This window comes from Bacillus sp. F2HM, assembly GCF_019266135.1.
In the GTDB taxonomy this organism is placed as follows: domain Bacteria; phylum Bacillota; class Bacilli; order Bacillales; family Bacillaceae; genus Bacillus; species Bacillus safensis.
Genome location: NZ_LRMO01000005.1, coordinates 40140 through 57766 on the forward strand (window position 1 = coordinate 40140; position 17627 = coordinate 57766).

A 17627-nucleotide genomic window follows, 5' to 3' on the forward strand; every position below is an offset into this window, starting at 1 on the left:
TCCTAGGGCTGCAAAGGTTTTCAGGTCACGTTGAATAGAAGACAAAGGGCTAAAATAAAGATCATTTTAGCCCTTTGTCAACAATATGGGACGCTTTGAACAAAAGCGTCTGTTCCTTTATTTGTTCATGTTATGGAGAAGATGCCCATAGATTGTAAGAAATAAAGAGAAAGAGGGGATTGGCATGAACCAGCTGCCAGCGGCGCTTCAAACAGGGGATACGGTGGGGATTATCGCACCAGCAAGCCCGCCTGATGAATTGAAATTAGCAAAAGGGATTGCCTTTTTAGAGAGCCTCGGGCTGAAGGTGAAAAAAGGGAAGTATCTCGATTCCCGGTACGGATATTTAGCAGGGCGTGATCATGAAAGAGTGGAAGATCTTCATGGCATGTTTCAAGATCCAGAAGTCAAAGCAGTTATTTGTGCCTGCGGAGGGTACGGAACTGGCAGACTTGCGGAAGCCATTGACTATGATCTCATTCGCCGGAATCCAAAAATCTTTTGGGGTTATAGTGACATTACGTTTTTACATACGGCCATCCAGCAGCAGACGGGTCTTGTGACTTTTCATGGACCAATGCTTTCCTCTGATGTGGGACTTGAAGAGGTCCATCCGTATACGAAGGATACCTTTTTGCAGCTGTTCACGCCGAAGGCCTTTACGTATACGCATCACTTGTCACCTCTTCATACCTTCTACCCCGGCACCGCTTCAGGTGACATCATAGGAGGGAATCTTGCCCTCATCGTGACAACACTTGGCACACCTTTTGAAATTGATACGAAGGGGAAGTTGTTGTTCATTGAAGATATTGACGAAGAGCCCTATAAAATCGATCGCATGATGCAGCACCTTACCTCTGCTGGGAAATTGGATGATGCGGCAGGATTCATCATTGGCGATTTTCATCAATGTGAACCAAAAAAGAAAGACCAGTCCTTAACCTTGGAACAGCTATGGGAAACCTATATTGTCCCGCAAAAGAAACCTGCACTCGGCGGCTTTCGGATCGGTCATTCATCACCGAACTTTGCCATTCCGATGGGCGTGCAGGCTGCACTAGATGCGGCAGGGAAAAAACTGCACATTTCTCCAGGCGTTGCAGCGAAAGAGGCGATCAAATGAAAATCGTGGATGTTCGTACATGCAGAACGAGTGTACCGCTAAAAAAGCCTTTCAAAACCGCTTTAAGAACGGTGTATGACGCAGCATCTCTGATCGTCATCATCACATATGATCAAGGTGACGCCAGCTACGGAGAGGCAGTTCCCACATCGGTGATTACAGGAGAAACGCTGGAAAGCATCGACTATGCCATCCGTGAAGTGATCAGACCCATTTTGCTCGGGGCTTCCTTGGCAGAGTATGAGCAAATCTTTTCTGCTATGAACCGCGTGCTCGCAAGCAACACAAGCGCAAAGGCTGCAATCGATATGGCCATTTATGATGGCTTAGCAAAGCAGGCAGGACTTCCGCTTTATCAATACCTTGGCGGATATCGTCATCAGCTCGAAACAGACTATACGGTCAGTGTAAACCGTCCGCTTGAGATGGCGGAAGATGCGAAGCAATACGCAGCCGAAGGCTTTCAGACGTTAAAGATCAAAGTAGGAAAAGATGATATACACACGGATATTCAGCGGATCAAGCGGATTCGAGAAAAAGTCGGGCCGGACATTCAGATCAGGCTCGACGCCAATCAGGGCTGGACGTGGAAGGAAGCGATCATAGCCATTCGAAAAATGGAAGCGCTGAATATTGAACTAGTAGAACAGCCAGTGCCGAAAGAAGATATCGAAGGTCTGCGCCGTGTGACAGAAGCAGTTGATCCATTGATCATGGCAGACGAAAGCATTTTCAGTTTTCATGATGCCATCAAGGTGCTTGAAACGAGAAGTTGTGATCTGATCAATTTAAAATTAATGAAATCAGGCGGCATAAAAGAAGCATTAAAAATCAATGCCCTTGCCGAAGCCTACGGTGTTCAGTGCATGGTTGGCAGTATGATTGAGTCAAAGCTTGGCATTACAGCAGCGGCACATTTCGCCGCAAGCCAGCCGAATATCACCCGCTGCGATTTTGATGCCCCGCTTATGCTGAAAGAGGACATGATAGACGGAGGAATCGTGTACAAAGGAAAAGATATATTTTTACCACTGCATCATGGGTTAGGCATTCAAGGGGTGAAAGGAGTCTCATGATGATATACGAATCAAAGGTTCCAGTCGCTAACGTTTGGACAGCGCCGCAGTCTCCCCGAGAAATCGATCGAAAGGTACTTCAGGACTCCATCAACATCAAAGAATGGATTGACCAGCAAACATATGAAGAAAAGCTGGTTTTATGTGAAGAAAATTTGATTCAATCTCAAGTACTGCTCGGCGGACGAGTGATTGGATTAGAAGAGACAGATGGCTGGATGAAAGTCGTCATTCCGCAGCAGGCCAGCCGGAAACATCCGCAAGGCTATCCAGGCTATATACCTGCTGAGCAATTAAAACAAGTAACAGAGGGAAGTGCGTCAGCTGCATCTCTTATCGTTTGTCAGAAAAAAGCCACACTCTATCAAAACGGGGAACCTGATATGGAGATTAGCTTTTTAACAGAGCTGGCAGCAGCCAAAGAAACAGATGATCAATTTCATGTTGTCACCCCATTAGGAATAAGAGAAATCAACAAAGCGGATGTACGCCCAGTTTCGCAAGCTTTCTCTATGACCGGCAAAGATGTCGTAGACGCAGGAAAACAATTTATGGGCCTTTCTTATTTATGGGGAGGCATGAGCAGCTTTGGCTATGATTGTTCAGGCTTTGCTTACAGCATGTACAAAGCGTGCGGATATCTTTTGCCGAGAGACGCAAGTGACCAAGCCGTTCAAGGAACGCCGGTTACATCAAGCCATTTAGAACAAGGTGACTTGCTGTTTTTTGCAAATGATAACGGAAAGGGAGCGGTCCGACATGTAGGGATCTACGCTGGGAACGGGATGATGCTTCATTCGCCTAAAACCGGCAGACAAATTGAGCTTCTTTCCCTTTCTGGCACTTCATATGAAAAGGAATGGGCAGGTGCAAGGCGGTATTTACCAAGCGAGAGGAGGAGCGATCATGACAGTTGAACCACTTTTACAAGTAAACAACCTTAAAAAACATTTTCATCTATCGAAAGGGAGAACCTTAAAAGCGCTGGATGGTGTCTCTTTTCAGCTGAAACAAGGTGAAACCTTTGGTCTCGTTGGTGAGTCTGGCTGCGGCAAATCCACACTTGGAAAAGTGCTCATGCGTCTTTATGAACCAACAGATGGTGAAGCCTTATATGAAGGGAAAAGTCTTCACCACCTTTCTAAAAAAGAATCATTTGATTTCAACCGGCAAATGCAAATGGTCTTTCAAGATCCATATTCCTCCTTAAATCCAAGACTTTCAGTGAAAGATATTATGCTGGAGCCAATGGAGATTCATCAGCTTTATGGCAGTCAAAAGAAAAGGATTGCCCGCGTGAAAGAACTGCTTGAAGCGGTAGGATTAAGCTATGATTTTGCTACCCGCTATCCGCACGAATTTAGCGGGGGGCAAAGGCAGAGAATCGGCATTGCAAGAGCACTTGCCTTAGCGCCAAAATTTATTGTGGCAGATGAGCCGATTTCTGCACTAGACGTCTCCGTCCAAGCGCAGGTCGTGAATCTGCTGAAGAAACTGCAAAAAGAGGAAGGATTAACTTTTCTATTTATTGCACATGACTTGTCCATGGTGAAATATATTAGTGACAGGATCGGTGTCATGTATTTAGGTCATCTCGTTGAATTGACGACGAGTGATGCATTATATCAAACACCGCTTCACCCATATACACAAGCCTTGCTGTCTGCAATCCCCATTCCAGATCCTGACGTAGAGGACAAGCGCAAAAGGTTTATTTTAAAAGGAGAAATTCCAAGTCCAGTGAACCCACCTAGCGGCTGTGTATTTCGAACACGATGTCCTGCCGCGATGGATGTGTGTGCTGAAAAAAAGCCGACATTACAAGCGGTGGAAGAAGGTCATGAAGTCGCCTGTCATTTATATAATAGAAAATAGGACAAGCTAGACAAAAGCCAGCAAGTAGACAAGCTGTTCTACACGATGGCTTTTTTAATAGATGAACGCCGAATAGGCAATGTGCAGCATCTGAAAGAGCCGCCAGACTTAATAATTTCCGAAAAGTCCACTTCAATAACGGTGTATCCGTGAGCGGTTAACGCAGCATTTGTTTCTTGGTTGCTGGGCAAGCTGATCACTTTTTTCTGCCCAATGGATAAAACATTTGGTCCAAGTGTGAATTGCTCTTGTTCGCTGATTTCAATCAAATCATAATACGTTTTGAGCAGCTGGAGATCCTTTTGCTTGAACGCTTCAGGATAAATGATGATCTCGTCATGAGACAGAATATTCATCACACAATCAAGATGCAAGATGTGAGGAGGAAGGTGAATCGGAATAATGTCGTGATCCGGCAGTTTCTTTTTGAGCTGATAGATAGCGGCTGGACTAGTTCTTTTGCTCGTGCCAACAAACACACGATTCTGATCCACAAGCACATCGCCGCCTTCAATCGTTCCGTCTGTCAAAGTGACAGCTGACCACCCTTTTGCCTGTGCCCATTCTTTTAGGTATTGTTCTTCCCCTTGCCGAACCGGAGCGGCCATACTTGAAACAAACAGTGTATGTCCAATCGTAAACCCAATATCCCGAGTGAAGACTTGCTCAGGGAAGCGGTCATTCGCCGGGAGCAGGATGGGCCGTACTTGATGATCTTTAAGGGTTTGGATCAATTGCTTATGCTGAGCAACTGCTTTCATTTGAGAAATATTTTCTTTCGCAAAATGTTTCTGGGTTTCATTGATAATTTGTTTGATTTCCATATAAATAGGACTGCATAAAAGAACTTCTTCTAAATCGTCGTATTCACTCATGCATTGCGGCATTTTGTATAATTGCTCTGCTCTCATAGAATCCATCAAATGGCCTCCTTGTTCGTTCATAGTTCTATTATTCCTTCTTCTAGCCATGGTTGAAACATTTCCGAAAGAAAATCTCTCACATAAGACTAAAGCAAAAAGTTTAGACAAACCTAAAAGAATAGTGTTTAATAAAAGTCGTTCCGCATTCACGAAAACAGCAAGAAGGAGCTATGATGATGAGTGAAGAAAATTTCAAATACTGCAAGGAATCGAAAGTTGTTAAAACCAGCAGGGTATTCCCTCTTGATACGAATAACCACCAAACGTTATTTGGCGGGAAATTAATGAGTTATATAGATGACATTGCCTCCATCTCGGCTGCAAGACACAGCCGCAGTGAAACGGTCACAGCTTCAATGGATTCTGTTGACTTTTTAGAGCCGATTGGACAAAAGGAGTCAGTATGCTTGGAATCCTATGTCACATGGGTGGGCACGTCTTCTATGGAAGTGTTCGTCAAAGTCATTAAAGAAAACTTGATGTCTGGAGAGCGCAGACTCGCAGCGACTTCATTTCTGACATTTGTCTCATTAGATGAAAACGGAAAGCCTAAACGAGTCCCGCAGGTGATGCCGGAAACAGAGGAAGAAATCATGCTTCATCAAACAGCGAAGCAGCGGGCAGAAGAAAGGAAAAGCCGCCGAAAGCATAGTAAGGCGCTTGCTGACGCACTTGGGACAGATAAGCCTTGGGCGTAAAAATCACCCTTTAAGCGGTGATTTTTTTCTGTGCCAGTATCTTGCATGGCAAGATAGTGTGTGGTAAGATAAAGCTATCTTGTGATGCAAGGTACTGGAATCGGAGGAACAATCATGACAACATCCACACAAATGCTAAAAGGAATTTTAGAAGGCTGCCTGCTGTCGATTATTTCTGAGGGCGAAATTTATGGGTATGAAATGACGAAGAAGCTCGCGCATTATGGGTTTGATCAAATAAGTGAAGGCAGTATCTATCCGATTTTGCTGCGAATGCAAAAGGAACAGCTGGTGACCACCGTCACAAAAGCGTCAGCGACCGGCCCGAAAAGGAAATACTATACGCTCACACAAGCGGGAGAACAAGCGCTCACAGAGTTTATTGACCGCTGGAATGAGCTTTCAAAAAATGTAAACCGCTTATTACAAAAAGGGAAGTGAGATTATGGTATCAAAAGAAACACGACACATTCTACTAGAGCTGCAACTTTATCTCATATCAAAGGGAAAAAATCAGGATGAGGTTGATGAGCTGATGGACGAACTGACAGCACATGCGGTTGAGGCTGAAAAAGATGGGAAAACAGGTGAGGATGTGTTCGGCGGAGATCCGCGAAGCTATGCTGATGAACTGGCACAAGAGCTGACAGGAAATCATAAAGATTGGGTGCCGTTTGTCAGTGCTTTCTTAATTGGATCGCTTTTTTACATGATTTTAGCAGATGCAATCAGCCAAAACTTATCGTATTCTTGGTTTGCTTTAATTGGATACCCGCTCGTTTTAGTGGCCAATGTCATCATGATCATTATGATGTTTAGAGTGTCCGCCTTTCAAACAAGCAGCCGGGTATTTCTCTACTTTTGGATGTTAGGAATCTTTCAGCTGACAGCGATGGTGACAATCAAACTATTGGATCAAAAAGTCGGCACACCACTACTTGTCCTTACTTCTGGCCAGAGGTGGGGCGTCATTCTGCTCATGCTGCTATGCATCGTTGTATTCAATGCAATCTTAAAGGCGAATGTCGTTTCATTCATTCCGATCATCTTTTTCGGTCCGCAGCTCATATTCGAATGGATTGGCTGGACGTCACCAAGTGTGATTTTGCTGCAAAGTCTGCTATCTATTGTGATTTTAATAGGGCTTATACTCATTGTCCTGCGACGGACAAATAAGAAAAATGAAAATACGAATGTAAACTGAGCACATCTCATACGATGTGCTTTTCTTTTTCTAAAAAAATGTAGAAATGGAATTGTATTTTTCATTACAATGGGGAGAGGACAAAAATGAAAAGGGGTTCTGTTTTTGGATATCATATGGGGATATGTGCTCGTTTTTGTATTGGCTGCTTTGCCTTTTTTTGAAGTGATTGGTGTCGTTCCATTCGCAATCTTAAGTGGACTGCATCCTGTGACAACGGCTGTGATTGGATTCATCGGCAACTTTCTCACAGTCTTGCTTCTCATTGTGTTCGTCGACCGGTTTAAAGCATGGTGGTTAAAAAGAAAAGAGGAAAAAGGTGATGAAAAAGGAGAGAAAAAGCAGCTGCGGGCGAGAAAGATTTGGGAACGATACGGTCTGCCTGGATTAGCGCTCATTGGTCCTTTTATCATCGGCAGTCATTTAGCGGCCTTGATGTGCATGAGCTTTGGAACGAAAAGAAAGCAAGTCGCGGTGTGGATGACCGTCAGTTTAATGATGTGGACAGCGCTGGCTGCTAGTTTAACCGGTGCGGGCTTCCATTACTTTGCCCCAGATTCAAATGGATTGTTCGGAGATATTTTTAGCAAGTAAAAAAGGGGGATCATCAATGACTTATCAAACAAGGACAGTGCTTGAAACAGAGCGCCTGAAACTGAGAACGATGAATGAACATGATGCGTCATTTTTATATGACGAGCTGTTCCAAGATGAAGAAGTGATGAAATATTATCCTTCTTTGAAGGATAAAGCGCAGACAAAAGAGTGGATTGCATGGAATCAAAAAAATGACCGCACGTACCACACCTCATTATGGATCATCGAAGATAAAGAAACAAATGAACGTCTTGGACAAAGCGGAATTGTTCTGCAAAATATCGAAGGACAAACGGAGCTTGAGATCGGCTATATGCTAAAGAAAGCAGCGTGGGGGAATGGCTATGCTGCTGAGGCTGCAAAAGGCTGCCTTACCTATGGATTTGAAGAAATGAAGGTCAGACGGATGGTCAGCCTAATTCGTCCTGAGAATGAAGCGTCGGTGAAGGTCGCTTTAAAAATGAGCATGAAAAAAGAAAAAACCATTTCAAAATGGGACCAAATCATTGATGTATACAGCATCACCCGTAACGGAGAAAACGGCTCGCTTACCGATTAAGCAGAGCCGTTTTTTTATGCACGCTGTTCTAACTGAAGCAAATATTTCTTCCGTTCAATCCCCCCGCCGTAGCCTCCAAGCTCACCACTTGTTTGAATCACGCGGTGGCAGGGAATGATAATCGCCAATTGATTGGCACCATTTGCATTACCAACGGCACGAACCAAATGCGGATCACCCAGTTTCGTGGCTAGATCTCGATAGGATCTCGTTTCGCCTGCTGGAATGCGTGAGAGCTGGTCCCACACCTTCATTTGAAAAGGGGTGCCATGTAAAGAAAGCGGTACAGCAAACTTGGTCAGCTTTTTCTCAAAATATAAGGCCAATTCCTTTGCTAATTGCTGATGGACGTTTGTTTCTCCAACTAAAATGCGGGCATGATGCTTCTTTCTTAATGTTTCAATTTCTTTTTCGAGTCCCCGCCTGTCCATAAACTCCAGTAAATACACATGTGTTGCATCTGTCACACTCATCATTCGCCCGATCGGTGTGGAAATAAAATTAGCATAAAGAATGTGAATCTGCGCTTTTTTAGGGGGATTTCCCATGATTTTCGTAAATGCATCATTGAAGGCACTTGAAGATTCATAGCCGAAAGTGACCTGCTGATCGATTACTTTTTTTCCGTTCAAAATTTCTTTAAAGGCAAGTCCCATTCGGCGTGATCTTGCATATTGAACAAAGGTCATGCCGTAAATGTCTTTAAACTTTCTTCGAGCTGTGGCGGAGTGAATCCCTAATTGGCGGAAGTCCTCTTCCTTCCAGCGTTTCTCAGGATTTTTTTCTACTGCTGAAACGAGTGTTTTGACTTCTTCAGGAATGCTGTTAGGGTATGTTAATGGTGTGCAGCGCTTGCACGGGCGATACCCTGCCAGCAGTGCTTCCTCCGCTGTAAAGAAAAACTCGCAGTTTTCAAATTTTGGCTTTCTGGCCGTACATGTGGCATGACAGAAGATACCGGTTGTCTTAATACAGGCAAAGAATGTGCCGTCATATTGCGGATTCTTGTCAACAAGTGCTTGATAAAATTCATGTTTTTGTTCATCAGTCATCATCATATGAATCCACCTCTTCATTTTCTATAAAATGTTTTTCAGCATTGTTTGGGGTACGACGGATGATCTGTAAATACATCATCCTAAAGTTGAACGTTCATCACATCAATCTGATTTCATTATATCAGCGGTGTGATCATTGACGTACCCGCGCTTTAAGGAATGCGGAATAGATCCTTTTTACAATCAAGCATCATAAACATGTCAATCTCCTCCTTTTCTCATTCCTGTTTTAGTTCATATATTTTAGCTGCTTCTGTTTCATTTCTTCATAAAATGCTTCAACTTCTTGTTCGTAAAGTACGGTCTCCATGTCCTTGTATTTACGCTTGATCGTCAATGTCATAAAAAATAAATGGATTGTCATATACGCTCATTTCCCTTCAGTCCGCAGCATGCGAAACAGCCCGCAAATCTTCTTTATCAGTTGACCTGTTTCTAACCTTTAGTATACGGCGGTACCATAAAAATTCTTTCGAAAAATGAACAAGTATATTTGCATGTAGAAAGCAAAGCGGTAGACCGGTATTTCGGGGTGTGATACAATTTTGACACACAGAATCTGCTTTAAGTCAGATCTGCTTATTAAGAATTGGTTTTCTAGGGTTCCGTGCGGGTGGCGCAGTCTGGACCGAGAGAAAACACATAGGGTCTAGACAATAGACCGTATGGACACGGAGGGATAAAAGCCCGGGAGATTTGATCAAACGATCGATTTCCGGGCTTTTTTTATTGCTTGGAATCGTTCAGAAAGGAAGAGAATCGGATGAAATGGGGAAATGTATTGATTGCAGCCATCTTTGAAGTTGGCTGGGTGATGGGGTTGAAATATGCTGACTCTCTTTTGGAATGGGCCGCAACCATCGTTTGTATTGTCGTCAGCTTTTATTTACTCCTGAAAGCCACGACTGTACTGCCAGTTGGCACACTTTATGCCGTTTTCACCGGACTTGGGACAGCAGGTACTGTCATAGTAGGTATGGTACTGGGAGAGCCAGTGCAGCTAGTGAAATTACTTTTAATCATGGTGCTTTTAAGCGGTGTATTAGGGCTTAAACTAACCACAGGTGAAAAGAAAGGAGAGACTGAATCATGAGCTGGCTTTTACTCATTGGGGCAGGCATTTTAGAAATGCTTTGTGTCACCATGATGAATCAATTCCAGAAAGACCGGCATGTCAAATGGATTTTATTCATTGCCGCTGGATTTTCGCTGTCCTTTCTCATGCTCTCTCTTGCGATGAATACAATTCCGATGGGAACGGCATACGCCATTTGGACTGGCATTGGAGCTGCTGGAGGAGCCATTGTCGGCATGCTGTTTTACGGTGAGTCGAAGGACGCAAAACGTATATTCTTTATCGCACTGATTTTATCTGCGGCGGTCGGGTTAAAAATCATTGAATAAAAAAGGCTGTCATCTGTCTGTCAGCCTCAGCATGTAGACAAACCCACGCATTCTTTGTCAGAGGCCTGCAAAGGTTTTCTATCATGCTGAAAAAGGAGAAAAAGGGCTAAAATAAAAAATCATTTTAGCCCTTTTTTGTTACATCGAATGATGATTGGAATCGTTTTCATTTTTGCGGTAAAGCTGACTCACTAGAAGAAAACAGACACCAAATGTGAGCAAAGGAATGAGTCTCTCACCGGCCATAAAAAGATAAATACCTGTGATCAGACATACGATGCCGAGCCAAAAGCTCACTTTACCAAACAAAGTCATGCTTTTCATCTCCATCACTCCTTTTGTGATAAAAAGTCTACTCACATTATATCACGCTAGGTGCAGAATTGAATGAATATTCAATAAAAAATGGACTCTTCATTGCTTTTTCTCTTTCCAGTCCAGTATAATATTTCATTAGAATGAAAACGTAAATGAGGTCATGATACATGAGAACATTGATTACAGAAAAACTTGAATTACACAGACAAAAGCACGAGCAAAAAGGCAGATTACTTGTCAGCTGCCCAGATCAGCCTGGTATTGTATCAGCTGTTTCTTCCTTTTTATTTGAGCACGGAGCGAACATCATTGAGTCGAGCCAATACACAACCGATCATGAAAGCGGCCGGTTCTTTTTAAGAATTGAATTTGATTGGAAAGACATCTCGGCGAATATGGATCAATTGAAAAATAGTTTTGAGCCAATCGCAGCATCATTTCAAATGACGTGGAGCATGTCGCGTGCAAGTGAGCTTAAAAAGCTGGCAATCTTTGTCTCAAAAGAGCTTCATTGTCTGCATGAGCTGCTGTGGGAATGGCAAAGCGGAAATTTAATGGCTGAAATCGCAGTTGTGATCAGCAATCATGAAACGGCAAAAGATACAGTAGAATCGCTTGGAATCCCATTCCATTTTGTAAAGGCGAACAAAGACATTCGCAAAGAAGCTGAAAAAGAGCAGCTCGCCTTATTAGAAGAGTACGACATTGATGTGGTTGTGCTTGCTAGATACATGCAAATTTTAACGCCTGGATTCATTGAAGAGCATCCGAACAAAATCATTAATATTCATCATTCGTTCCTGCCAGCGTTTATTGGTGCAAACCCATACAAGCGGGCATATGAGCGGGGAGTCAAATTAATTGGTGCGACTTCTCATTATGTCACCAATGATTTAGACGAAGGCCCGATCATTGAACAGGATATTGAGCGGGTAGATCACCGGGATGATGCGGAAGCCCTGAAAAATATTGGCCGGACAATTGAGCGCAGTGTGCTTGCACGTGCTGTCAAATGGCACCTTGAAGATCGAATTATAGTTCATGAGAATAAAACGATTGTCTTTAATTGACCGCTTGACTTTTCTTTAGCAATTGGTGATAATATAAAAAAATTAACGAGCGTTGAAAAGGAATAGTAAGCAGGAACTGGTGCGTAAAGAGAGCAAATGATGTGCTGAAACATTTGCCGCAGACAGCTGCTGAACCTGCCCTTTGAGCCTTAGAGGAAAAATCTAAGCGCGTGCCTGGCGTTACAGGAGTTGAGTGGAATAAGCAGATCGCATGCTTATTCAATGAAGGTGGTACCACGGAAAATCCCTTTTCGTCCTTTACATAAGGAGAAATAGGGATTTTTTTGTGCCTAAAGGTATAGCGGAGGGAATCAAGGATGAAAAAGCAAAGGATCGTCATAAAAATTGGCAGCAGTTCATTAACAGAGCAAAAAGGAGCCATTGATGAACAAAAGATGCAGGATCATGTAAGAGCCATAGCAAAGCTCAAAGAAGCAGGTCATGAAATCATTTTAATTTCATCAGGAGCCGTTGCAGCAGGATTTGGCAGCTTAGGCTATCCATCAAGACCTGTGACTTTAAAGGGGAAACAGGCAGCTGCCGCCGTTGGTCAGGGCTTGTTAATGCAGAAATATACAGAGCTTTTTTCACAGTTTCACATGACACCTGCTCAAATGCTTTTAACACGTAATGACTTTTCAGATCGAACAAGATATCGAAATGCTTACGCAACGATGATGGAGCTGCTGGAAAGAAAGATTTTGCCGATCATAAACGAAAATGATTCAGTCTCGATCGAGGAGCTTACCTTTGGGGATAATGACATGCTGTCAGCTCTTGTCAGTGGATTAATCCATGCAGATCAATTGATCATATTAACAGACATCAATGGCATTTATGATGCAAATCCAAATGAGCATCCTGAGGCGAAGCGGTTTGATGTATTAACCCACATTTCAGAAGAATTGTTTTCATATGCGAAGAGCACTGGTTCAAAGGTTGGAACAGGCGGAATGAAATCGAAGCTGTCTGCTGCACAAACGGCACTATCACTTGGCGTGAAAGTCTTCATTGGAACAGGCACTGGGGAAGACAAGCTGCTTCGCATTCTTGCGGGGCAAGGTGATGGAACGTATATCGGTGAACAGGACTTATCAGCTGTGAACAATCGTCGTCAATGGATTCAATTCCACTCACCGGTCTCTGGAAAAATCATGATTGATGCAGGAGCAGAAGCGGCGATTTTGTATAATGGCAGAAGCCTTCTTCCGGCAGGAGTCATTGATGTCGCTGGTGACTTTTCTAAAGGAGAGGTCGTAGAAGTCGTCGGTCCAAACGGATTAGTTGGTAAGGGGCAAACCTTGTACGCATCCGATGAGCTTCTCGGCATTAAAGGGATGCGAAGTGACGAGCTTTCAAAAGAGAAGCCTGAGGTCATACACCGGGATCACTGGGTACAGCATGTACAAAACTGAGGAGGGAATACGATGAATGAAGTTCTTGAAAAAGCAAAAAAAGCAAGTGTAGCCAAAGATCAGCTGCTTCTAAAAACGACGGAACAAAAAAATGCTGCCCTGCACGCCATCGCGAGTGCACTAAAAGCATCTTCAGCTTATTTAATAGAGGAGAACCAAAAGGATGTTCAGGCTGCTGAGGAAAAGCAGTTCACGCCATCTGTCATTGACCGGATCACACTCACGGAAGAGAGAATTGAAGCCATTGCAGACGCGACCCTTCAACTCATTCAGCTAAAAGACCCAATTGGTGAAACGTTAGAAACCATTCAAAAAGAAAACGGTCTGTTCATCGAAAAGGTCCGTGTACCGCTTGGAACGGTTGGAATGATTTATGAAGCAAGACCAAACGTGACAGTCGATGCTGCGACCCTTTGCTTGAAAACTGGAAATGCTGTGATTCTGCGCGGAAGCTCATCTGCTATTCATAGTAATAAAGCAATTGTAAAGGTGATTCATGAAGCGCTTCATACGACGGATATTCCAGTAGACAGTGTGCAATTGATTGAAGATACTGGCCGTGAAACGGCGAAAACGCTGTTCACCTTAAATGAATACCTGGATGTCCTCATTCCGCGCGGCGGGAAGAATTTAATTGATCTTGTCGTGAGAGAGTCAACTGTGCCGGTGCTTGAGACAGGTGCAGGAAATTGTCACATCTATATTGATGAAACAGCGAAAAACGAAATGGCTGAGCGGATTGTGCTGAATGCCAAAACCCAAAGACCATCTGTTTGTAATGCGATCGAGAGCATTGTCATTCATGAAACATGGGCAAAAACCTACGGTGCTTCGTTATTTGAAGCTCTTCAATCAAATGGGGTAGAAATACGCGGTGATGAAGCCGTTTGCGCGCTTGCTCCTAGTGCTGCATTAGCGACAGCAGAGGACTATGCAACGGAGTTTTTAGCGCCGATTGTCAGTATTAAAATTGTAGAAAACATAGAACAAGCGATTCAGCATATTCAAACATATAGCTCTAAGCACTCTGAAGCGATCATTACGGAAAATGATGAGCATGCAGCCCTTTTCTTAACAGCTGTCGATGCTGCCGCTGTCTATCATAATGCCTCTACTCGTTTCACAGATGGCTTTGAGTTTGGCTATGGAGCGGAAATAGGTATTAGTACACAAAAACTTCATGCAAGAGGGCCAATGGGTCTGCCAGCCTTAACGTCTGAAAAATTTGTCATTCGTGGTCAAGGACAAATAAGAGAATAACGAATTCAAAAGAGAGTCTTGTGACAACAGGCTCTCTTTTTCCTTTCATTTTTGTATTTCTTCGGTCAAGTATGATAAAATATGGTAATGTTTTATATTTTGAGAAGATTGGAGAAGGCAACGTATGGCGAAAATCATTCCCTCTTCGGATATTGGAGTGAAAATCAACAAGTGGTATGAATTAATCCGCAGATTTGATTCAGAACAAGCAGAACAGTTAAAACAGGAAATTCGCACCTCTCTTGATTCAATGGAAGAAGATCAGAATTTGCTTCTCTATTTTTCTTTAATGGAATTTAGGCATGAGGTCATGCTCGATTATTTAAAGCCATTAAAGGAAGGAAAGCTTCGCGCCAACTTTTCCGAGCTTTCGAAAGAAATAGATGAGCATCAAACGCATGTCACAGGCATGCTTGAATACTACTATCATTTTTTTAGAGGCATGTATGAATTCGGACGGAGGGAGTATATTGCTGCCATATCGTCTTATCAAAAGGCAGAGCACAAGCTTTCTTTTGTATCAGATGATATTGAACGTGCGGAATTTCATTTTAAAATGTCAGAAATATATTATCACATGAAACAAACACATATCTCGATGCACCATGCTAAACTAGCGCTGGATGTTTATGTTCAGCATGAACTGTATGCGCTTCGCACGATTCAGTGTGAATTTATTGTGGCCGGTAACTACGATGATATGAGAAGGCATGAAAAAGCATTACCACATCTCGAAAGAGCACTTGCGAGATCAAGAGAGTTTCAAAATGTGCGTTTTATTGCCTCCTCTTTGTTTAATATGGGCAACAGTTATTACCGAATGGGAGACTTGGGCCGCGCACTCGAATTAATGAAAGAATCCATCTCGTTATTTGATCAAAATCAATCCGATCATCTTCGTCGATCTATAGACCCTCTTTATACAGCCGCTCAGATATTATACAAACAAGGAAAACACGATGAAGCATTACACTACAGAGAAGAATGTATGAAGCGAGCAGAAGCTCTTCAAGATGACATTCATCTTCAGAAAACCATATTTCTAGAAGCATTGTATTTAAGACAAGATGCTGAGCATATTAAACGGATTTTCCATTTTTTAGAGTCTGCCTATGCATATCCAGATATAGAGGAGCTGGCATTAGATACCGCAAAGTATTATAATGAAATGGGGGATTATGAAAAATCTTCCATGTTCTATGGGGAAGCGGAACATGCTCGAATCTATATTCAGAGAGGGGATTGTTTATATGAATTTTAAAAAATGGGCAGTCGTCTGTACAAGCATCACCATCATGGCATTGTGGCTGGCAGCAGCAAATGCCGACCCAGATAACAGAAACCATACGCTAGAACAACCGAATCCGCAGCACGACACGATCTAAAAGCCCTTGTTAAAGGGCTTTTTTTACTGACTAACAATTTTCGGACATGCTCATAAAAAGGATTCAGACAGGAAAACTTAAAAAAGAGTATTTATTGATTGACTCCGCAATTTAAATTGTGTACAATTCAATTGTAGAAAATATTATTGGAGAGAAAGAGGGTTATATTCATGTCAGACGTTTTATTTACAGCAACGGTATCAGCTGTCGGAGGAAGAGAAGGAAAGGTTGTTTCAACAGATGGTGTACTTGAGCATGATGTAGCAATGCCTGGAACACCAAGAGCAAAAAAACTTGAAAAAGCAACAAATCCAGAGCAATTATTCGCAGCAGGCTACTCTGCATGTTTTGATTCAGCCCTTCAAATGGTAGCAAGACAAGAGCGTATCCGTTTTGAAAGTGAAGTAACAGCACATGTCAGCTTATTAAAAGACAGTTCAGATGGCGGCTTCAAACTAGGTGTTCAATTAGAAGTAAAGGGAACTGGAATTGAGCAGTCTGCATTAGAAGAACTTGTTCATAAAGCACACGGCGTATGCCCATATTCAAAAGCAACTCAAGGAAACATCGAAGTAGAACTAGTAGCTGTCGCACAATAATAGATATCAATAAAAGGCTGAGGGAACATTCCCTCAGCCTTTTGATTGTGTTAAATTTTGCAAAAGCTCATGTAAAGAGGCACGCAGTGTTTTTAGCTCTTCTTCCGATCTTCCTGTCCCAGTCAGCATGTGAGACGGAATCGCAGTGGCCTTTTCTTTTAACTGCTCTCCATATTCCGTTAAACGAATTTGTACAGACCGCTCATCCTCTTTCGAACGTTCTCGGATAATGAGTCCGTTTTGCTCCATTCGTTTCAGCATGGGCGTGAGTGTACCGGAGTCTAAATAGAGAAGCTCTCCCATCGTTTTCACATTTAATGTTCCATGCTCCCACAATAAAAGCAGTGCCAAATATTGCGGATACGTAATGTTTAATTCTTCTAACAACGGTTTATACTGCTTCGTCATCTCTCGTGAACTTGCATATAACAAGAAACAAAGCTGATTTTCCAGCTTCATATGTTCAAATTCATTTGTCATGTCAGTCACCAACTATTTTTTGTCATACTTATCATTGTATAAGATTTTCTTCCTTTTTAAAATAAATACAGACGAAAAATGAAAAATTCTTCAATGTGCCATAAATGTTTGAGAAATGAATAGAACGTGAAAAGGATGAATAGATGAAGGAGGAGATGAAGATGAAACCATTATTCACAGCAAAAGTAAAGGCGCAGCATGGAAGAGCTGGACATGTTCGTTCAGAGGATGGTGTGCTCGATCATAACATTGTCATGCCTAACGCTAAGAAAGATGGAGAGACTGGTACAAACCCAGAGCAATTATTTGCAGCAGGCTATGCAGCTTGTTTCGGAGGAGCACTTGAGCAGGTAGCGAAGAAGCAAGGGATAGAAATAGAATCGGAAGTAGAAGGACATGTCAGTCTTTTAAAAGATGAAAGTGACGGCGGCTTTAAGCTTGGCGTAAAGCTGATTGTATCTGCGAAAGGTCATGATCATGACAAAGTGAAAGAGCTTGTCCATGCTGCACATGAATTCTGTCCATATTCAAAAGCAACAAGAGGGAACATTGAAGTAGAGCTTGAAGTGGCGGAGTAATA

Annotated in this window: 23 protein-coding genes, 1 riboswitch and 1 other annotated feature; of the genes, 18 read left to right on the plus strand and 5 right to left on the minus strand. The window is 42.7% G+C overall.

Going from position 1 to position 17627, the window contains the following annotated elements:
• Positions 1 to 184: 184 nt before the first annotated feature.
• The 4 genes from AWT60_RS03595 to AWT60_RS03610 are packed head-to-tail and all read left to right on the plus strand — an operon-like array spanning position 185 to position 4077.
• On the plus strand, positions 185 to 1126 hold the full coding sequence (locus tag AWT60_RS03595; protein WP_039177981.1) for a S66 peptidase family protein: 942 nt from the start codon (positions 185 to 187) through the stop codon (positions 1124 to 1126).
• Positions 1123 to 2202: a dipeptide epimerase gene (locus AWT60_RS03600; RefSeq protein ID WP_076840923.1), complete on the plus strand. Its 1080-nt coding sequence runs from the start codon at positions 1123 to 1125 to the stop codon at positions 2200 to 2202. Before AWT60_RS03595 ends, AWT60_RS03600 begins: the two co-directional genes overlap by 4 nt.
• Positions 2202 to 3119, plus strand: a complete 918-nt coding sequence (locus tag AWT60_RS03605) for a C40 family peptidase (RefSeq protein ID WP_076840924.1) — start codon at positions 2202 to 2204, stop codon at positions 3117 to 3119. Before AWT60_RS03600 ends, AWT60_RS03605 begins: the two co-directional genes overlap by 1 nt.
• The gene (locus tag AWT60_RS03610) at positions 3109 to 4077 is read left to right on the plus strand and encodes an ABC transporter ATP-binding protein (protein WP_041116397.1); all 969 of its coding nucleotides are present in this window, start codon (positions 3109 to 3111) and stop codon (positions 4075 to 4077) included. The genes AWT60_RS03605 and AWT60_RS03610 overlap by 11 nt, the downstream gene beginning before the upstream one ends.
• A gap of 38 nt (positions 4078 to 4115) precedes the next feature.
• Here AWT60_RS03610 and AWT60_RS03615 read toward each other — a convergent pair whose 3' ends face one another.
• Complete coding sequence (locus AWT60_RS03615; RefSeq protein WP_218676908.1) at positions 4116 to 4997, minus strand: dimethylarginine dimethylaminohydrolase family protein; 882 nt, start codon at positions 4995 to 4997, stop codon at positions 4116 to 4118.
• A 179-nt stretch (positions 4998 to 5176) separates the two neighbouring features.
• On the opposite strand from AWT60_RS03615, the gene AWT60_RS03620 reads away from it, so the two are divergent.
• The 5 genes from AWT60_RS03620 to AWT60_RS03640 all read left to right on the plus strand — a co-directional run bounded on the left by AWT60_RS03620 (position 5177) and on the right by AWT60_RS03640 (position 8058).
• The gene (locus AWT60_RS03620) at positions 5177 to 5698 is read left to right on the plus strand and encodes an acyl-CoA thioesterase (RefSeq protein WP_008346212.1); all 522 of its coding nucleotides are present in this window, start codon (positions 5177 to 5179) and stop codon (positions 5696 to 5698) included.
• Positions 5699 to 5812: 114 nt separating this feature from the next.
• Entirely contained in the window at positions 5813 to 6139 is a 327-nt protein-coding gene (locus tag AWT60_RS03625) for a PadR family transcriptional regulator (RefSeq protein WP_024424630.1), read from the plus strand.
• Between the two features lie 4 nt (positions 6140 to 6143).
• The gene (locus AWT60_RS03630) at positions 6144 to 6902 is read left to right on the plus strand and encodes an HAAS domain-containing protein (RefSeq protein ID WP_218676909.1); all 759 of its coding nucleotides are present in this window, start codon (positions 6144 to 6146) and stop codon (positions 6900 to 6902) included.
• Positions 6903 to 7007: 105 nt separating this feature from the next.
• On the plus strand, positions 7008 to 7496 hold the full coding sequence (locus tag AWT60_RS03635; RefSeq protein ID WP_041105976.1) for a small multi-drug export protein: 489 nt from the start codon (positions 7008 to 7010) through the stop codon (positions 7494 to 7496).
• Between the two features lie 16 nt (positions 7497 to 7512).
• Positions 7513 to 8058, plus strand: coding sequence for a GNAT family N-acetyltransferase (locus AWT60_RS03640; protein ID WP_163115232.1), 546 nt, complete (start codon positions 7513 to 7515; stop codon positions 8056 to 8058).
• Positions 8059 to 8072: 14 nt separating this feature from the next.
• Here AWT60_RS03640 and AWT60_RS03645 read toward each other — a convergent pair whose 3' ends face one another.
• Both AWT60_RS03645 and AWT60_RS03650 read right to left on the minus strand, forming a co-directional pair.
• Positions 8073 to 9116 (minus strand): bifunctional transcriptional activator/DNA repair enzyme AdaA, encoded by a 1044-nt coding sequence (locus AWT60_RS03645; RefSeq protein WP_163115231.1) that lies wholly within the window; start codon positions 9114 to 9116, stop codon positions 8073 to 8075.
• 229 nt (positions 9117 to 9345) lie between these two features.
• Positions 9346 to 9480: a YrzI family small protein gene (locus AWT60_RS03650; protein ID WP_073204910.1), complete on the minus strand. Its 135-nt coding sequence runs from the start codon at positions 9478 to 9480 to the stop codon at positions 9346 to 9348.
• A 222-nt stretch (positions 9481 to 9702) separates the two neighbouring features.
• Positions 9703 to 9812, plus strand: a riboswitch (guanidine-I (ykkC/yxkD leader).
• Between the two features lie 67 nt (positions 9813 to 9879).
• Between AWT60_RS03650 and AWT60_RS03655 the strand changes: the two genes are divergently transcribed.
• Together AWT60_RS03655 and AWT60_RS03660 are read left to right on the plus strand one after the other, a co-directional pair.
• Positions 9880 to 10209 (plus strand): DMT family transporter, encoded by a 330-nt coding sequence (locus AWT60_RS03655; protein ID WP_025092310.1) that lies wholly within the window; start codon positions 9880 to 9882, stop codon positions 10207 to 10209.
• Positions 10206 to 10520 carry a DMT family transporter gene (locus AWT60_RS03660; RefSeq protein ID WP_024424636.1) on the plus strand — a complete coding sequence of 105 codons (315 nt, stop codon included), beginning with the start codon at positions 10206 to 10208 and terminating at the stop codon, positions 10518 to 10520. The genes AWT60_RS03655 and AWT60_RS03660 overlap by 4 nt, the downstream gene beginning before the upstream one ends.
• A gap of 138 nt (positions 10521 to 10658) precedes the next feature.
• Here the strand turns inward: AWT60_RS03660 and AWT60_RS03665 are convergent, their stop codons facing one another.
• Positions 10659 to 10844, minus strand: a complete 186-nt coding sequence (locus tag AWT60_RS03665; RefSeq protein ID WP_024424637.1) for a hypothetical protein — start codon at positions 10842 to 10844, stop codon at positions 10659 to 10661.
• A 161-nt stretch (positions 10845 to 11005) separates the two neighbouring features.
• Here AWT60_RS03665 and purU point away from each other — a divergent pair, with 161 nt between their 5' ends.
• The 6 genes from purU to AWT60_RS03695 all read left to right on the plus strand — a co-directional run bounded on the left by purU (position 11006) and on the right by AWT60_RS03695 (position 16567).
• Positions 11006 to 11908, plus strand: a complete 903-nt coding sequence (gene purU, locus AWT60_RS03670) for a formyltetrahydrofolate deformylase (RefSeq protein WP_024424638.1) — start codon at positions 11006 to 11008, stop codon at positions 11906 to 11908.
• 43 nt (positions 11909 to 11951) lie between these two features.
• Positions 11952 to 12170 (plus strand) — a binding site (T-box leader).
• Between the two features lie 55 nt (positions 12171 to 12225).
• Positions 12226 to 13323 carry a glutamate 5-kinase gene (proB, locus tag AWT60_RS03675; RefSeq protein WP_041105980.1) on the plus strand — a complete coding sequence of 366 codons (1098 nt, stop codon included), beginning with the start codon at positions 12226 to 12228 and terminating at the stop codon, positions 13321 to 13323.
• Between the two features lie 12 nt (positions 13324 to 13335).
• On the plus strand, positions 13336 to 14583 hold the full coding sequence (locus AWT60_RS03680) for a glutamate-5-semialdehyde dehydrogenase (RefSeq protein ID WP_041105982.1): 1248 nt from the start codon (positions 13336 to 13338) through the stop codon (positions 14581 to 14583).
• A 124-nt stretch (positions 14584 to 14707) separates the two neighbouring features.
• Complete coding sequence (locus tag AWT60_RS03685) at positions 14708 to 15844, plus strand: response regulator aspartate phosphatase (RefSeq protein WP_076840931.1); 1137 nt, start codon at positions 14708 to 14710, stop codon at positions 15842 to 15844.
• A complete protein-coding gene (locus AWT60_RS03690) occupies positions 15834 to 15968 on the plus strand; it encodes a hypothetical protein (RefSeq protein WP_024424642.1) in 135 nt (44 codons plus the stop codon). The genes AWT60_RS03685 and AWT60_RS03690 overlap by 11 nt, the downstream gene beginning before the upstream one ends.
• Positions 15969 to 16138: 170 nt before the next feature.
• The gene (locus AWT60_RS03695; RefSeq protein ID WP_024424643.1) at positions 16139 to 16567 is read left to right on the plus strand and encodes an organic hydroperoxide resistance protein; all 429 of its coding nucleotides are present in this window, start codon (positions 16139 to 16141) and stop codon (positions 16565 to 16567) included.
• A 33-nt stretch (positions 16568 to 16600) separates the two neighbouring features.
• On the opposite strand, the gene AWT60_RS03700 is transcribed toward AWT60_RS03695, so the two are convergent.
• Positions 16601 to 17047: a MarR family winged helix-turn-helix transcriptional regulator gene (locus AWT60_RS03700; RefSeq protein WP_024424644.1), complete on the minus strand. Its 447-nt coding sequence runs from the start codon at positions 17045 to 17047 to the stop codon at positions 16601 to 16603.
• A 161-nt stretch (positions 17048 to 17208) separates the two neighbouring features.
• Between AWT60_RS03700 and ohrB the strand changes: the two genes are divergently transcribed.
• Positions 17209 to 17625, plus strand: a complete 417-nt coding sequence (gene ohrB / locus AWT60_RS03705; protein ID WP_034281509.1) for an organic hydroperoxide resistance protein OhrB — start codon at positions 17209 to 17211, stop codon at positions 17623 to 17625.
• Positions 17626 to 17627: the final 2 nt, after the last annotated feature.

Bases quoted from the DNA above. Each gene is read 5' to 3' on its own strand.
- AWT60_RS03595 (WP_039177981.1), top strand. From the start codon at position 185: ATGAACCAGCTGCCAGCGGCGCTTCAAACAGGGGATACGGTGGGGATT.
- AWT60_RS03600 (WP_076840923.1), top strand. From the start codon at position 1,123: ATGAAAATCGTGGATGTTCGTACATGCAGAACGAGTGTACCGCTAAAA.
- AWT60_RS03605 (WP_076840924.1), top strand. From the start codon at position 2,202: ATGATATACGAATCAAAGGTTCCAGTCGCTAACGTTTGGACAGCGCCG.
- AWT60_RS03610 (WP_041116397.1), top strand. From the start codon at position 3,109: ATGACAGTTGAACCACTTTTACAAGTAAACAACCTTAAAAAACATTTT.
- AWT60_RS03615 (WP_218676908.1), bottom strand. From the start codon at position 4,997: ATGGATTCTATGAGAGCAGAGCAATTATACAAAATGCCGCAATGCATG.
- AWT60_RS03620 (WP_008346212.1), top strand. From the start codon at position 5,177: ATGAGTGAAGAAAATTTCAAATACTGCAAGGAATCGAAAGTTGTTAAA.
- AWT60_RS03625 (WP_024424630.1), top strand. From the start codon at position 5,813: ATGACAACATCCACACAAATGCTAAAAGGAATTTTAGAAGGCTGCCTG.
- AWT60_RS03630 (WP_218676909.1), top strand. From the start codon at position 6,144: ATGGTATCAAAAGAAACACGACACATTCTACTAGAGCTGCAACTTTAT.
- AWT60_RS03640 (WP_163115232.1), top strand. From the start codon at position 7,513: ATGACTTATCAAACAAGGACAGTGCTTGAAACAGAGCGCCTGAAACTG.
- AWT60_RS03645 (WP_163115231.1), bottom strand. From the start codon at position 9,116: ATGATGATGACTGATGAACAAAAACATGAATTTTATCAAGCACTTGTT.
- AWT60_RS03650 (WP_073204910.1), bottom strand. From the start codon at position 9,480: ATGACAATCCATTTATTTTTTATGACATTGACGATCAAGCGTAAATAC.
- AWT60_RS03655 (WP_025092310.1), top strand. From the start codon at position 9,880: ATGAAATGGGGAAATGTATTGATTGCAGCCATCTTTGAAGTTGGCTGG.
- AWT60_RS03660 (WP_024424636.1), top strand. From the start codon at position 10,206: ATGAGCTGGCTTTTACTCATTGGGGCAGGCATTTTAGAAATGCTTTGT.
- AWT60_RS03665 (WP_024424637.1), bottom strand. From the start codon at position 10,844: ATGAAAAGCATGACTTTGTTTGGTAAAGTGAGCTTTTGGCTCGGCATC.
- purU (WP_024424638.1), top strand. From the start codon at position 11,006: ATGAGAACATTGATTACAGAAAAACTTGAATTACACAGACAAAAGCAC.
- proB (WP_041105980.1), top strand. From the start codon at position 12,226: ATGAAAAAGCAAAGGATCGTCATAAAAATTGGCAGCAGTTCATTAACA.
- AWT60_RS03680 (WP_041105982.1), top strand. From the start codon at position 13,336: ATGAATGAAGTTCTTGAAAAAGCAAAAAAAGCAAGTGTAGCCAAAGAT.
- AWT60_RS03685 (WP_076840931.1), top strand. From the start codon at position 14,708: ATGGCGAAAATCATTCCCTCTTCGGATATTGGAGTGAAAATCAACAAG.
- AWT60_RS03690 (WP_024424642.1), top strand. From the start codon at position 15,834: ATGAATTTTAAAAAATGGGCAGTCGTCTGTACAAGCATCACCATCATG.
- AWT60_RS03695 (WP_024424643.1), top strand. From the start codon at position 16,139: ATGTCAGACGTTTTATTTACAGCAACGGTATCAGCTGTCGGAGGAAGA.
- AWT60_RS03700 (WP_024424644.1), bottom strand. From the start codon at position 17,047: ATGACAAATGAATTTGAACATATGAAGCTGGAAAATCAGCTTTGTTTC.
- ohrB (WP_034281509.1), top strand. From the start codon at position 17,209: ATGAAACCATTATTCACAGCAAAAGTAAAGGCGCAGCATGGAAGAGCT.